This is a genomic window from Collinsella sp. AF33-16 (genome assembly GCF_003475325.1).
Lineage (GTDB): Bacteria > Actinomycetota > Coriobacteriia > Coriobacteriales > Coriobacteriaceae > Collinsella.
In genome coordinates, this window is record NZ_QRQC01000014.1 from 38,395 (window position 1) to 52,605 (window position 14,211).

14 protein-coding genes are annotated in these 14,211 nt (G+C 61.6%); all 14 read left to right on the forward strand.

What is annotated here, in order from left to right:
* The first annotated feature begins 151 nt into the window (after window positions 1–151).
* Window positions 152–493, forward strand: coding sequence for a 30S ribosomal protein S16 (gene rpsP / locus DWZ52_RS06670; protein ID WP_118385178.1), 342 nt, complete (start codon window positions 152–154; stop codon window positions 491–493).
* 42 nt (window positions 494–535) lie between these two features.
* Window positions 536–781, forward strand: coding sequence for a KH domain-containing protein (locus DWZ52_RS06675; protein WP_171021534.1), 246 nt, complete (start codon window positions 536–538; stop codon window positions 779–781).
* A 34-nt stretch (window positions 782–815) separates the two neighbouring features.
* Window positions 816–1,307 carry a ribosome maturation factor RimM gene (gene rimM, locus DWZ52_RS06680; RefSeq protein WP_233547283.1) on the forward strand — a complete coding sequence of 164 codons (492 nt, stop codon included), beginning with the start codon at window positions 816–818 and terminating at the stop codon, window positions 1,305–1,307.
* Window positions 1,308–1,317: 10 nt separating this feature from the next.
* A complete protein-coding gene (trmD, locus tag DWZ52_RS06685; RefSeq protein WP_118385180.1) occupies window positions 1,318–2,076 on the forward strand; it encodes a tRNA (guanosine(37)-N1)-methyltransferase TrmD in 759 nt (252 codons plus the stop codon).
* Window positions 2,077–2,078: 2 nt separating this feature from the next.
* The gene (gene lepB / locus DWZ52_RS06690) at window positions 2,079–2,642 is read left to right on the forward strand and encodes a signal peptidase I (RefSeq protein WP_118385181.1); all 564 of its coding nucleotides are present in this window, start codon (window positions 2,079–2,081) and stop codon (window positions 2,640–2,642) included.
* 59 nt (window positions 2,643–2,701) lie between these two features.
* Window positions 2,702–3,613, forward strand: coding sequence for a glycine--tRNA ligase subunit alpha (locus DWZ52_RS06695; protein WP_117820562.1), 912 nt, complete (start codon window positions 2,702–2,704; stop codon window positions 3,611–3,613).
* 3 nt (window positions 3,614–3,616) lie between these two features.
* Window positions 3,617–5,713, forward strand: a complete 2,097-nt coding sequence (gene glyS, locus DWZ52_RS06700; RefSeq protein WP_118385182.1) for a glycine--tRNA ligase subunit beta — start codon at window positions 3,617–3,619, stop codon at window positions 5,711–5,713.
* Window positions 5,714–5,747: 34 nt separating this feature from the next.
* Window positions 5,748–6,623, forward strand: a complete 876-nt coding sequence (locus DWZ52_RS06705; protein ID WP_117716651.1) for a pyruvate, water dikinase regulatory protein — start codon at window positions 5,748–5,750, stop codon at window positions 6,621–6,623.
* Window positions 6,624–6,889: 266 nt separating this feature from the next.
* A complete protein-coding gene (ppdK, locus tag DWZ52_RS06710; protein WP_118385183.1) occupies window positions 6,890–9,640 on the forward strand; it encodes a pyruvate, phosphate dikinase in 2,751 nt (916 codons plus the stop codon).
* 208 nt (window positions 9,641–9,848) lie between these two features.
* Window positions 9,849–10,190, forward strand: a complete 342-nt coding sequence (rplS, locus tag DWZ52_RS06715; RefSeq protein ID WP_006236098.1) for a 50S ribosomal protein L19 — start codon at window positions 9,849–9,851, stop codon at window positions 10,188–10,190.
* A 93-nt stretch (window positions 10,191–10,283) separates the two neighbouring features.
* Entirely contained in the window at window positions 10,284–11,072 is a 789-nt protein-coding gene (locus DWZ52_RS06720) for a ribonuclease HII (RefSeq protein WP_118270385.1), read from the forward strand.
* Between the two features lie 189 nt (window positions 11,073–11,261).
* Window positions 11,262–11,747, forward strand: a complete 486-nt coding sequence (locus tag DWZ52_RS06725) for a YraN family protein (protein WP_118385184.1) — start codon at window positions 11,262–11,264, stop codon at window positions 11,745–11,747.
* Window positions 11,747–13,270: a YifB family Mg chelatase-like AAA ATPase gene (locus DWZ52_RS06730; RefSeq protein ID WP_035138568.1), complete on the forward strand. Its 1,524-nt coding sequence runs from the start codon at window positions 11,747–11,749 to the stop codon at window positions 13,268–13,270. Before DWZ52_RS06725 ends, DWZ52_RS06730 begins: the two co-directional genes overlap by 1 nt.
* Window positions 13,267–14,202, forward strand: coding sequence for a DNA-processing protein DprA (locus DWZ52_RS06735; protein ID WP_118385185.1), 936 nt, complete (start codon window positions 13,267–13,269; stop codon window positions 14,200–14,202). Before DWZ52_RS06730 ends, DWZ52_RS06735 begins: the two co-directional genes overlap by 4 nt.
* The last annotated feature ends 9 nt before the right edge of the window (window positions 14,203–14,211 follow it).

Genomic DNA, 14,211 nt, shown 5'->3' on the forward strand with positions numbered 1-14,211 from the left:
ATCGCGAATTCTTGTCTAAGATATGGATTTGCCCTCGACTACACCGAAGAAGTTGGTCTCACGGACTTCACCTGCCCGCGTCGATGGCGTATTATGTTCAACTGTTTGTTTGTAGTTGCAGCCTAAAGCTGCTTGGTTGGAGGAGTTTCCTTTGGCAGTCAAGATTCGCCTTGCTCGTCACGGCGCTAAGAAGCGTCCGTACTACCGTGTCGTCGTCGCCGATTCCCGCGCCCCGCGTGACGGTCGTATCATCGAGGAGGTTGGCCGCTACAATCCGATGACCGCCCCCAAGACCATCAACCTCGACCTCGAGAAGATTGCTGACTGGCAGTCCAAGGGCGCTCAGCTTACCGACGCCGTCGCCGCTCTGGTCAAGGCCGCCAACGAGGGCGAGAAGACCGAGGCCGTCGTCAAGAAGTCCAAGAAGCAGCTCGCCAAAGAGGCCGAGGCCGCTAAGGCTGCCGCTGAGGCCGCTGAGGGCGCCGAGGAGTAAATCGTGCCTGAGGTTGACGCTGCACAGCTCGAGGGTGAGGCAATGCTCTCAGATCGCATCGCCGATCTCGTCGAATATCTCGTTGTTCAGATCGTCGACGACCCGGATTCCGTGAGCCTCGAGGTCATCGATGGTGACGACGCCTCCACGATTGAGGTTTCGGTTGCCGAGGATGACGTCGCTAAGGTCATCGGCCGTCGTGGCCGTACCATCAAGGCCATTCGCACGCTCGCCCGTGCGCTGGCCGCTCGCCTCGACACCGCTGTCGAGGTAGAGGTTCTGGGCTAGGACCTTGAGGTCCCAGTACAAAAACATCGCCCGTGTGGTCAAACCGCACGGAAGGAAGGGGGAGGTCCTCGCGCAGCCGCTGCGGGGGCTTCCTTCTGTATTGGAGCCGGGTATGCGCGTCGCCTTGACGCCGCCGGCACTCAAGCGCGACCGTTTTTGCACGGTTGTGTCCGTCACCGATACGGGCGATGGCGATCTGGTCTCGTTTGAGGGCATTGATGACTTGACGGCCGCTGAGGGCATCACGGGATGCTATGTGCTGGCAAATCGTGACGATTTTGAGCTCGATTCACTCGACGCCGCCTATACCGACCTGATGGGTCGCGAGGTGATCGATGAGCGCTTCGGTTCGCTCGGCACGATTGTCGAGATCATGTCGACGCCCGCCAACGATGTTTGGGTTGTCGAGGGTGATCGGTACGGCGAGGTGCTGATTCCCGTGATCGAGCAGGTTGTGCTCGATCTTCCCGACACAGGAACAATTTCCGTCCACGTTATGGACGGCTTGATCGATATGGACAAGTAGGGAGGACAGCATGCTGATCGAGACCCTTTCGGTCTTTCCCGAGATGTTTGAGCCCGTCATGTCCACGTCGATTTTGGGCCGCGCCCGCAAGGCCGGCCTTTTTGATTTTAAGGCGTATAACCTGCGCGACTGGACGCACGACCGCCATCGCACCGTCGATGACGAGCCGTATGGCGGCGGGCAGGGCATGCTCATGAAGGTCGAGCCCATCGCCGAGGCCATCGAGGCTATTAGCTCCGAGGGTCCCAAGCCCACCGTGGTGTTCTTTACGCCCTGCGGCGAGCCCTTTACGCAGCATGTGGCCGAGCGTCTGCTTAAAAGCGAGCGCCTGCTGTTTGTGTGCAGCCGTTACGAGGGCGTCGACGAGCGCGCATATGCGTATGCCGATGAGCGCCTGTCGATCGGCGACTACGTGCTCACGGGCGGTGAGTTGCCCGCTATGGTCGTTGCCGATGCCGTCGTACGACTCATTCCCGGAGCCTTGGGCGACGAGATGAGCAACGTGGACGAGTCCTTCTCGACCGCCGAGGACGGTGGCCTGCTCGAGTACGCGCAGTACACCCGCCCCGCCGAGTTCAATGGCGAGGGCGTGCCTCCGGTACTCGTAAGCGGCGACCACGCCAAGGTCGATGCCTGGCGTCGCAAAAACGCCATCGAGCGTACCTGTCGTTGGCGTCCCGATCTTATCGAGACGGCACGCCTTACGCCCGAGGAGCGCGCCTACGCGCAGGAGATCCTTGACGCTTCGTATTCGCAGAGCGAGGAGTGAGAATGGTTCCATCGCAGCATTCTGCCCTGAGGGGTGCCTTTGAGTGGATCGTGGTCGTCGCGATCGCACTGGTCGCCACCTTCTTGATTCGCTCATTTGTGGTCGAACCCTTTGTGGTGCCCACCGGCTCCATGGAGTCCACGATTGAGATCGGCGATCAGATTCTGGCGCAGAAGGTGACGCTCGAACTCGGGCAGCCCGTCAAGCAGGGCGATATCGTGGTGTTTCACAACCCCGATGCCACGTCCGAGCATGACGTGCTGGTAAAGCGCGTTATTGCCACGGCCGGTCAGACGGTCGACCTGCAGGACGGCAAGGTTGTCGTCGACGGCCAGGCGCTCGACGAAGACTATACGACCGGCATGAGCTGGCCGCTTTCGGTCCAAGCCCCTGGCGCTCAGGTGAGCTATCCCTACACCGTCCCTGACGACTGTGTGTGGGTGATGGGCGACAACCGCGAGAACTCTGCTGACTCCCGCTACTTTGGCCCGGTCGACCGCTCCGACTTGATCGCCGTGGCGCTTGTACGCTACTGGCCGCTCAACCGTATCGGCGCTATCGACTAAAAACCGCTATAGTACAGTACCTAACCGTGTAATCGTTTCGACGAGGGGATATTAGAGGCATGAACGCTTCATCGCTTTCCTTCCAAGACATCATCCTGCGCCTCCAGCAGTACTGGGGCGAGCAGGGCTGCGTCATTATGCAGCCCTATGACTCCGAGGTCGGTGCCGGTACCTTCCATACCGCGACCACGCTGCGCTCGCTCGGTCCCGCCGAGTGGCGCACCTGCTATGCGCAGCCCTGCCGCCGTCCCGCCGACGGCCGCTACGGCGAGAATCCCAACCGCATGCAGCACTACTATCAGTTCCAGGTGCTCATCAAGCCCTCGCCGGTCAACGCCCAGGAGCTCTACCTGGGTTCGCTGGCCGCCATTGGCCTGGACCCCAACGACCATGACGTCCGCTTTGTCGAGGACGACTGGGAGAGTCCGACGCTCGGCGCCTGGGGCCTTGGCTGGGAGGTCTGGCTCAATGGCATGGAGGTCACGCAGTTTACGTACTTCCAGCAGGTGGGCGGCATCGAGGTCGACCCCGTGCCCGTCGAGATCACCTATGGCCTGGAGCGTATCGCCATGTACGCCCAGGGCGTCAACTCGGTCTACGACCTGGTGTGGAGCTACCTGCCCGACGGCACGCCCATGACCTACGGCGACGTGTTCCTGGAGAACGAGCGCGAGTTCAGCGCTTACAACTTTGAGGTCGCCAACGTCGAGATGATGCGTCAGAAGTTTGACGACTACGAGGCCGAGTGCCACTCCTGCCTGGAGCGCAAGCTGCCGCTGCCGGCATATGACTGCGTCATGAAGTGCAGCCATGCCTTCAACCTGCTCGATGCCCGCGGTGCACTGTCCGCAGTCGAGCGTGCCAACTACATCCTGCGCGTCCGCGCCGTCGCCAAGGCGTGCTGCGAGGCCTATATGGCCGAGGTCGCCGGAATCAACGAGAATGCCGATCAGGAAGGCGAGGTGGCGTAAGCCATGGCAGACGCTAAGGATTTCCTGTTTGAGATCGGTACGGAGGAAATGCCCTCCGCACCGCTGAACAATGCCGTCAAGCAGCTTGGCACCATGATCGCCAAGGGTCTCGACGAGGCCGGTCTGGACCACGGCGAGGTCCGCGTGATCTCGAGCCCGCGTCGCCTGGCTGCGCTCGTTGCCGACGTCGCCACCGCGACCGATGAGGTTCACGAGGTCAAGCGTGGCCCCGCGGCCAACATCGCCTTCGACGCTGACGGTAACGCTACCAAGGCCGCCCAGGGCTTCGCCCGCAAGTGCGGTGTGGCTGCCGAGGACCTGGTCCGTCGCGAGGACACCGACGGTCGCGAGTACGTCTTTGCGGAGAAGAACATTCCTTCCGCCCCGGCCACCCCGATCCTGACGGCCCTGTGCGAGAAGACCATCGCCGGCCTGCAGTGGCCCAACTACCGCAGCCAGCGCTGGGGCCACGAGCACGCCACGTTCGTGCGTCCGGTCCGCTGGATCTGCTGCCTTCTGGGCGAGGGCGTCGTGCCCGTGTCGTTTGCCGACGTGACGAGCGGCAACACCACGCGTGGCCATCGCGTGCTTGGCCCCGGTGACCACGTTGTTGCCAGCCCCGCCGTCTACGAGCAGGTGCTCGAGGACGCCGGCGTGCTTTCTGCCGAGCGTCGTCGTGAGGCCATCCTTGCCGGTATCGCCGAGGTCGAGGCCGCTCGCCCCGGCTGCCATGTCGACACGCCCAAGAAGGTCTTTGAGGAGGTCATTAACCTCTGCGAGTGGCCGACGGTGCTCGTCGGTACCTTCGACGAGGAGTTCCTCAAGGTCCCGCACGAGATCATCTGCGAGTCCATGCTCACCAACCAGCGCTACTTCCCGATCTATGACGGCGAGGGCAAGCTTACGCGTGAGTTCGTGGTCGTCTCCAACAGCAAGCCCGAGAATGCCGAGCGCGTGATCGACGGCAACGAGCGCGTCGTGCGCGCACGCCTGGATGACGCCAAGTTCTTCTACGAGGAGGATCTGAAGATCTCTCTCGACGAGTTTCGTGAGCGCCTGGCCAAGGTCGCTTTCCAGGAGAAGCTCGGCAGCGTGCTCGCCAAGTCCGAGCGTATTGAGCAGCTCGCGCTCGCTATTGCCCGCGAGGCTCACCTGGGTGCCCACCTTGCCGCCGATGCCGGCCGTGCCGCGCATCTGTGCAAGGCCGACCTGGTGTCCAACGCCGTCGTCGAGTTCACGAGCCAGCAGGGCGTGATGGGCGGTTACTACGCCATCGCGATGGGGGAGAACGACGAGGTCGCTCATGCTATCCGCGATCACTATCGTCCCCGCTTTGCCGGCGACGAGCTGCCCGAGGGCACCGCTGGCTGCATCGTGGCCTGCGCCGATAAGCTCGATACCATTGCCGGCATCTTTGCCATCGGCGAGCCCCCGACCGGCTCTTCCGACCCGTACGCGCTGCGTCGTGCCGCCATCGGCATCATCAACATCCTGCGCGACCGCCTGCCGATCGACCCCACGTCGCTCATCGACTTTGCCCTCCAGCTCTATAGCGAGCAGGGTATTGAGTTCGACGCCGCCGAGGTCACCCAGCAGGTACGCGACTTCTTCCACGGTCGTTTGGTGAGTATGGCCCGCGACGAGAAGATCCCGGCCGACACCGTTGCCGCCGTTTCCGCGGTGCACATCATTGCCCCGTCGGTCTTCTTCGCCCGCTGCGCTGCCCTCGACGAGGCTCGCAAGAACGACGCCGAGACCTTCGACAACCTGGCGACTGCCTACGCCCGCGCCGCGCATATCTCCAAGCCCGAGCTGGGTGCGGAGTACGATCGTGCCCTGATGGGCGAGGTCGAGCTTGCGCTTGCCGACGCCTCCGAGGCCGCTCAGACCGCCGTCGATGGCGCTCTTGCCGCCGAGGATTATCCTGCCGCGTTTGCCGCGCTCGCCGCCCTGCGCGCGCCCATCGACCGCTTCTTCGACGAGGTTATGGTCATGGACAAGGACGAGCAGCTCCGCGATAATCGCCTTAAGCTGCTCAATCGCTTCGAGGCCGTTTTCTCCGGCATCGCTAACATTGGTGAGCTTGCCCGCAAAAAGTAAGCTAGCCTGCGCATAAGCGCAAAAGGAGCCCCGCATGGATTGCCCGGTCACCGCTCGTTCCACCGTTATCGTTATCTCCGACTCGCTCGGTGATACCGCTTGTGAGGTGGTGCTTGCGGCGTCCGGGCAATTTGATGAAGGGGCTTTTCGTGTTTTACGTCTGCCTAAGGTGACCTCGGTGGAGCAGGTCAAATCGTTTGTGGGCCCGCGCGTCGATGCCGACCATCGTGATATCGCCGTGTTCCATACCATCGTCGACCCGGCGCTTCGTGCTCGCGTGCTCGACTACTTGGGTATGCTGCACATTCGATCGGTCGACCTGATCGGCCCGACGCTTGCAGTCCTGTCGTCGCTTATTGGCGTGCCACCAAAAGGAGTGGCGGGTGTGATCCATAAGACCGATGACCGGTATTTCCACCGCATCGAGGCCATGGAGTACTTCGTCGAGCACGATGACGGGCGCGGCTGCGATGATCTGTCGGGTGCCGATATCGTGCTGTTGGGCGTGTCGCGCACATCCAAGACGCCGCTTTCGATGTATTTGGCCTATCAGGGCTACAAGGTTGCCAACGTTCCGCTGGCGCACGGTATGGAGCCGCCCAAGTCGATTTACGAGGTCGATCCGATGCGTCTCTTCGGTCTGATTTCGACCGTCGATGTGATTTCCGAGATTCGCGATAGCCGCCTGGGCGACGACTACGCCCGTGCCGTTGCCGGCTCCTATGCCGAGCCCGAGAGTGTACGCAGTGAGCTCGAGGAGGCTCGTGCCCTCATGAAACGTCTGGGTTGCTTTGTGGTGCGTACCGACGGCAAGGCGATCGAGGAGAGTGCCTCCGAGATCATTGCCCACCTCGAAGAGATCAAGGAAGCCAGGGTCCGTCGTGCCGCCCGTCGCGCCCAACAAAGTTAGCTCATTGGGCCAGCTAAATATGCTTGATATTGATAAAGCGATTTAGCAAGAAACCTGCATTTAACCTGCCAATTTATTCTATTGGTATCTTCATAAGGTAACCACCTTTACCTACCGTTTACCGCAAGTTTTAGCACGTTTACCAAACCGCGTATCCTCTGCTCAAGCCCGTTCAAATCCCGCCGTATAGTTCCCTCACGGCCCGCATCCGGCGGGTCGATTCGTTACCACGGTCGTGCGCGAGATCGCATGGAAGGGGAAGTATCGTGAGCGATTGCAAGAGGGTTTACCATTTTGGAACCGATGCCCAGGGCACTTGTGTCACCGAGGGCGACAAGTCCATGAACTTCGTGCTTGGCGGCAAAGGCGCTAACCTTGCCGAGATGAGTCGTATCGGCCTGCCGGTTCCCGGTGGCTTTACCATTACCTGCCAGACCTGCGTCGAGTACTCTGGTGCCGGCAACGTGTGGCCGGAGGGCGCGCTCGACGAAATCGTTGCCGCCGAGGCCGATCTCGAGGCTCGTTGCGGCAAGAAGCTCGGCGATGCCTCCGATCCGCTGCTCGTCTCGGTGCGCTCGGGTGCTCCGCTTTCCATGCCCGGCATGATGGACACGGTCCTCAACCTGGGCCTCAACGACGACTCCGTCCAGGGCCTTATCGCCCAGACGCAGAACCCGCGCTTTGCCTGGGATAGCTACCGCCGCTTTATCCAGATGTTCTCCAATGTCGTCATGGGTGTCGATGCCGACCTGTTCGAGAACGCCCTGACCCAGGCACGCCTGGTCGCCGGCGTTCGCGTCGATTCCGATCTTTCGGCCGAGGACCTGCAGGAGCTCGTCGAGACTTTTAAGGGCATTTTCTCCGATAACGTCGAGGCCGCCCTGTACCCCGAGCTCGAGGTCGCGGACGGCAAGCCCATCTTCCCGCACGATCCGGAGCTTCAGCTGCGCCTTGCTATCCAGGCCGTCTTTGGCAGCTGGATGAACGAGCGCGCCTGCATCTACCGCAAGCAGCATGGCATTTCCGATGACCTTGGAACCGCCGTCAACGTCCAGGCTATGGCGTTTGGCAATAAGGGCGAGACCTCGGCGACTGGCGTCGCCTTTACGCGCAACCCGGCCGACGGAACCAAGGAGTTCTACGGTGACTTTCTGGTCAACGCCCAAGGCGAGGACGTCGTCGCCGGCATCCGCAACACCGAGCCCATCGCCGATCTCAAGACCACCCCGGGCCTCGAGTCAGCAGGTGAGGAGCTTGAGCGTGTCTTCCTGACGCTTGAGGACCACTACCGCGATATGTGCGATATCGAATTCACCATCGAGCAGGGTAAACTTTGGATGCTTCAGACCCGCGTGGGCAAGCGCACCGCTACCGCCGCGCTGCGCATCGCTATCGAGATGGTCGAGGAGGGCCTGATCACCCGCGAGGAGGCCGTGAGCCGCATCGATCCCGCGCAGCTCGATCAGCTCCTGCACCCGCAGTTCGACTCCTCCAAGAAGTACGAGGCCCTGGCCAGCGGCCTTAACGCCAGCCCCGGTGCCGCCGTGGGCGAGGTCGTGTTCTCGAGTGATGACGCCGTCGCGCGCGCCAACGAGGGCCACAAGGTCATTCTGGTTCGTTGGGAGACCAACCCCGACGACCTGAAGGGCATGGTCGCCGCCGAGGGCATCCTGACCAGCCACGGTGGCAAGACGAGCCATGCCGCCGTTATCGCCCGCGGCATGGGTACGCCCTGCGTTTGCGGCGTTGAGCGCTTCCACATTGACGCGGCAGAGAAGGTCGTGCGCATCGAGGGCAGCGACCGCGTGCTGCGCGAGGGCGATGTCATCTCCATCGACGGCACCCAGGGTATCGTCGTCGACGGCGCGGTCGACCTGGTCTCTGCAGAGCTCACCGGCGACCTGGACACCATCCTGTCTTGGGCCGATGAGATCCGTTTGGACGAGACCGACGGTCACGCCAACCACGTGCGCGTCAACGCCGACAATCCCGAGGATGCCGAGCTCGCGCTCGAGTTTGGCGCCGAGGCCATCGGTCTGTGCCGCACCGAGCACATGTTCCTGGGCGATCGCAAGAACATCATCCAGAGCTTTATCCTGTCTGACGATGAGGCCGTGAAGCAGCAGGCCCTGGCCGACCTGCTCAAGGTTCAGACCGAGGACTTCCTGGCGATGTTCAAGACCATGTCCGGTCGCGATGTGGTCGTCCGCCTGCTCGATCCGCCGCTTCATGAGTTCCTGGATAATCCTCGCGAGCTCGAGGTCGCCATCACCAAGAAGGAGGCCGCCGGCGCTCCCGAGGAGGAGCTCACTGCCCTGCGCGCCCGCCTGCGTCGCATTGACGGCATGGTCGAGTCCAACCCCATGCTGGGCTTGCGCGGCGTGCGCCTGTCCGTCGTCTTTGGCGATCTGCCGCTCATGCAGGTTCGCGCCGTCGCCACGGCTGCTGCCCGCCTTATCAAGGAGGGTGTCGACCCGCGCCCCGAGATCATGGTTCCGCTCGTTTCCATTACGGCAGAGCATGTCCAGACCCGCGAGGTTATCGAGCGCGTGATCGCCGAGGTTTCCGCCGAGGAAGGCGTCGAGCTCAATATTCCCGTGGGCACGATGCTCGAGCTGCCGCGTGCCTGCATGGTCGCTGACGAGATCGCCCATCATGCCGACTTCTTCTGCTTTGGCACCAACGACCTCACCCAGACGACCTTCGGTTTCTCCCGCGACGATGCCGAGGCCAAGTTCATTCCGCTGTACCTGCACAAGAAGATCCTGAAGGACAATCCCTTCGAGACCATCGACACGGCGGTGCTGGAACTCGTGCGCTTGGCCGTCGAGAAGGGCCGCGCCACCAATCCCGATATGCACTTTGGCGTGTGCGGCGAGCACGGCGGCGACCCCAAGTCCATCAAGGGCCTGTTTAACGTGGCCGACGTGGACTACGTGTCCTGCTCGCCCTATCGCGTGCCCCTCGCGCGCCTGGCTGCCGCCCAGGCCAAGCTCGAGGCCAAGCGTTCCGCCTAACGTTTTGGGTTTAGACGCCTAGCGTAGCCCCCTTCATGCCGCCCGTCTCATTGTGAGACGGGCGGTTATCATGTGCGGGTTTTGTCTTTTTGTCTGCGTAAAAAAATGTTCTTGCAGCAGAAACCCGCGCGTGTATACTCGAATACGTTTGTTCAACTACGTGCCGGCCAAGGTGGTACGGCACCTCTAGAAGAGTAAGGAATTGCACATGGATTACATCCGCGCAATCGAGCGTCAGCAGATCCGCGAGGACATTCCTCAGGTTCGCGTCGCCGACAACGTCAAGGTTCACTACCGCATTAAGGAAGGCGACCGCGAGCGCATCCAGGTCTTCCAGGGCGACGTCATCCGCATGGCCGGCGCCGGTGCCCGCGAGACCTTCACCGTCCGCAAGATGTCCTTCGGTGTCGGTGTTGAGCGTACCTTCCCGCTTCACAGCCCCAAGATCGCCAAGCTCGAGGTCGTTCGTCATGGTCGCGTCCGTCGCGCCAAGCTGTACTACCTCCGCGACAAGGTGGGCAAGGCTGCTCGCATCCCCGAGAAGCGCTAAGAAGATCGCAGCGTCTGTCCACTCGTTTGGACACAAGGGTCACCTTCGGGTGGCCCTTCTTTTTATCTGATTTGCATGCAAGGAGGGCCTGGTATGGCCAACATGACGAGCTCGGTTTCGGCATCGCAGGTTGCTGGTGAGTTGGCGAGCGCTACGTTTGAGGAGATTCCCGCCCTCGTGGAGCATTATCGCGAGGACCCGCGCCAGCAGGTGATCAAGGCTTGTGAACGCGCCCTCAAACGCCATGACAAAGAGCTTGCCGAGCGCGAGCGCGTCAATGACATGTACGAGCTTATGCATGAGCTCGGCGGTGATGGTATGGTCGTTGGTGTCGACGAGGTGGGCCGCGGATCGGTGGCCGGTCCTTTGACGGTATGCGCCGTCTGTCTTCCTATGGAGCCGCGCGTCTGGGGTATCAACGATTCCAAAAAGCTCACGCCCGCGCGCCGCGAGTTGCTCTCGGTGAAGATAGCCGAGGTGGCGACTGCCATCGGCTTTTGCCATATCGCGCCGAAGGATATCGATGAAATGGGCATGGCCCGTGCTATCCGTACTGCCGTTGCGGGCGCCGTGGCCGATACGGGACTTGAACCCGACTGCGTCCTCATGGATGGCAACCCCTTGGGCGCCGTTCCTAACGAGCGCGATGTGGTGAAGGGCGATGCCAAAATCGCCTGCATCGCCGCGGCGTCCATCATGGCCAAGGTCACGCGTGACGAGATGATGGTCGAGTACGACGCCGAGTATCCCGAGTACCATCTGGCCGAGTCGAAGGGCTATGCAAGCCCCGAGCATATCGAGGCCATTCGCAAACATGGGCTTTGTCCACTGCACCGCGTGAGCTTTTGCGGAAACTTTCTGCAGACTGAGCGCCTTTTCTAGGTCAATTGTGGAGACAGGGACCTCAGGGGTTTTATAAACCTGCTGGAAGCGGGCCGTATGCAACACCATTGCTGCGTACGGCCCGTTTTTTGACGGCATTTGGTCAGCTTTTGGTTTGCTTCCGGTACTTACCCGCATGAAAGGTGCCCTCATCATCGGGGCAATGCAGTGTGCGGGAAAGGAGACCCCATGAGTGCCGCAAGCAAAAAGAGCAAGACGCAGCAACTCAAGGAGCGTTGGGAAAACGGCGAGCTCGACTGTGGGGCGATGACGCCCGAGTTTATCAAGGGACTCAGTCCCCGCGAGCTGGGCATGCTGGGCGAGCTGATCACCATCGACTACTTTAACGAACGCGGCTACACCTTGCTGGAGCAGGGTTATCGTTGCACCGAGGGCGAGGCCGATCTGGTGCTGCTCGATGAGCTCGACGATGTCGTGGTGATGGCCGAGGTCAAGACCAGACGCGTCGCACTGGATTGCAACACGCGGGTCTTTCCCGAGGAGGCCGTGGACGCTCAAAAGCAACGCCGCTACCGCCGCATCGCAAGCTGCTATCTTATGGAGCATTATCCGCTCAAGGCGATTCGCTTCGATGCCGTGGGTGTCACCATTCGCGGCGGGCATATCGCCGAGATCGAGCATCAGTACAACGCGTTCGATTGGCGGGTGTCGTGATGGCGTTCGAGACGTTTGCCGTTCACGCGGCCTGCATCCGTGGCGTCGAGGCGATTCACGTCACGGTCGAGGTCTCGCTTGCCGGTGGCGTTCCGGGCATCCAGATGCTCGGCATCCCGAGTATGGAGGTGATGGAGTCACGCGGTCGTATTCGCTGTGCGATGCGCTCCGCCGGGTTCGAGATTCCGCGCTCGGGCATTACGGTCAATCTGGCGCCCGGCGATATTCGCAAGACCGGTAGCGGCTTTGATCTGCCCATCGCCATCGCGGTATTGGCGGCCGATGGTCAGATTCCCCGCGACAACCTCGATCGTTGTCTTATTGCTGGTGAGCTTGGCTTGGACGGTACGGTGCTTCCTGTCAAGGGCGAGGTGGCGTTTCAGCTATTGGCGCGTGATATGGGGCTGTCCTTTATCGCCGGCAGGTCCGATCAGCATGTGCCGCTTGCGGGCGTGGATTGTGGATTCATCGATCATTTGTCTCAGCTTGCCCATGGCATGGGCGATGCCGCGCGGCACTACTTGGATTCCGAGGGTGTTGAGGCGACCTTTGAGCCCGAACTCGACTATGCCGACGTGCTAGGGCAGGAGGTTGCCAAACGCGGCATGGCGCTGGCGGCAGCGGGTGAGCTCGGTTTGCTTATGATCGGGTCCCCGGGATCGGGCAAGACGATGCTCGCGCGTCGTATGACCGGCATCCTGCCCGAGCTTTCCGTTGAGGATCAACAGGAGGCGCTGTGCATCCATTCGGTTTTGGGTGAGAACATTGATGGCTTGTTGGCGGGGCACCGGCCCTTCCGCAGTCCCCATCACAGTATTTCGACCGCAGGTCTTATCGGCGGTGGGCGCCCGGTGCACCCGGGTGAGATCAGCCTTGCTCATGGCGGCGTGCTATTTTTGGACGAGCTTGCCGAGTTTCCCACGGGTGTGCTGCAGACGCTGCGTCAGCCCATCGAGCGCGGCTATGTGAGGATCGTGCGCGTCGACGGGGCCTTTACCTTCCCGTCGCGCTTTCAGCTGCTGGCTGCGAGCAATCCCTGCCCCTGCGGCTTTTTGGGCGATCGTGAGGTACCGTGTCGCTGCTCGGCGGCGATGGTCGAGCGCTATCGGTCTAAACTGCGCGGTCCTTTGGCCGACCGTATCGACATGATGATCGATGTGACCCGTCCCGACCCTCAGGTGATTATCGAGGGCGCGGAGGGTATGTCGTCAGCTGAGTTACGTGACTACGTTGTGCGCGGTCGCGCTTTTCGCGCTTGGCGCGAATCCCGTATGGACGATGCGGATGCCGAGGCCGAGGATGACGAGACACGGTCCATTGATGGCGTCGTTTCGACCTTTGAGCTCGATGATGCGGCGGAGAAGTGTGTGCTCGGCCTGTCCAAACGCACGCATCTCACGGGCCGCGGCATCGTGCGCCTGGTGCGTATCGCGCGTACAATCGCTGACGTCGCCGAGAGCGAGCAGGTGACGCAGGACCATGTGCTCGAGGCGGCGATGTACCAGGGAAGGAGGGACCAATGATAGCCGAGGGGACCTTTGAGCTGCATCCAGGTGATGCGTTGTATCCCGAGACCGTTTTGGAGCTTTCTGATGTACCCCAGACGCTTTATGTGCGTGGCAATCCCGAGGTGCTTTCGACGCCCGCGCTCTCCATCATCGGCGCGCGCAAGGCCTCTCCGTATGGTCTTGCCGTGGCAGAGCTTGCGGCAAAGGTTGCGGTCGAGGCGGGCGTGACGGTAGTTTCGGGCGGCGCGGTCGGTTGTGACCAGGCCTCGGGTTGGGCTGCGGTCAATGCCGGCGGCAAACACGTCGTGGTGCTGGGGACGGGCGCCGACGTGGTCTACCCGCGTTCGAGCGCGGGGCTTATTATGCGCACGCTCGATACGGGTGGCGCGGTCGTGTCGATCTCTCCGTGGGGCATGGGTCCGCGCAAGTTTGCCTTTCCGCGCCGCAATCGCGTGATCGCGGCCCTGTCGCAAGCCCTCTTTGTTTCCGAGGCGGGTATGCCTTCCGGGACGTTTTCTACAGCCGAGGCTGCTATGGATTTGGGGCGAGAACTTCTTGCCGTGCCGGGGTCGATCCTATCGCCCGAGTCGCGTGGCACGAATTACCTCATTGCGAACGGTGCCTGCTGCATCATCGACGAGGAATCTATCGAGATGGCTATCTCACGCATCTACGGCACCCTGCGCTACTCGCGCCCCGATGCTCCCGGCATTGCCGACCTGGATCCAACACAGCAGACCGTGATGCATGCGCTCATCGCCTCTCCGCTCAAGGTCGACGACATCGCGGCGCTCGTCTCGCTCGATGCTGTCGGCGTACTCAAACTCTTGGGTTCGCTTGAACTCGAGGGCCTTATCGAGCGCATGATGGATGGAAGGTATGCGCCCTCCAAGTTTGCCCTTCACGCCCAGACGCCCTTCGGTCACAATGGAAAACGTGTCAATTAGAAAGGTGTT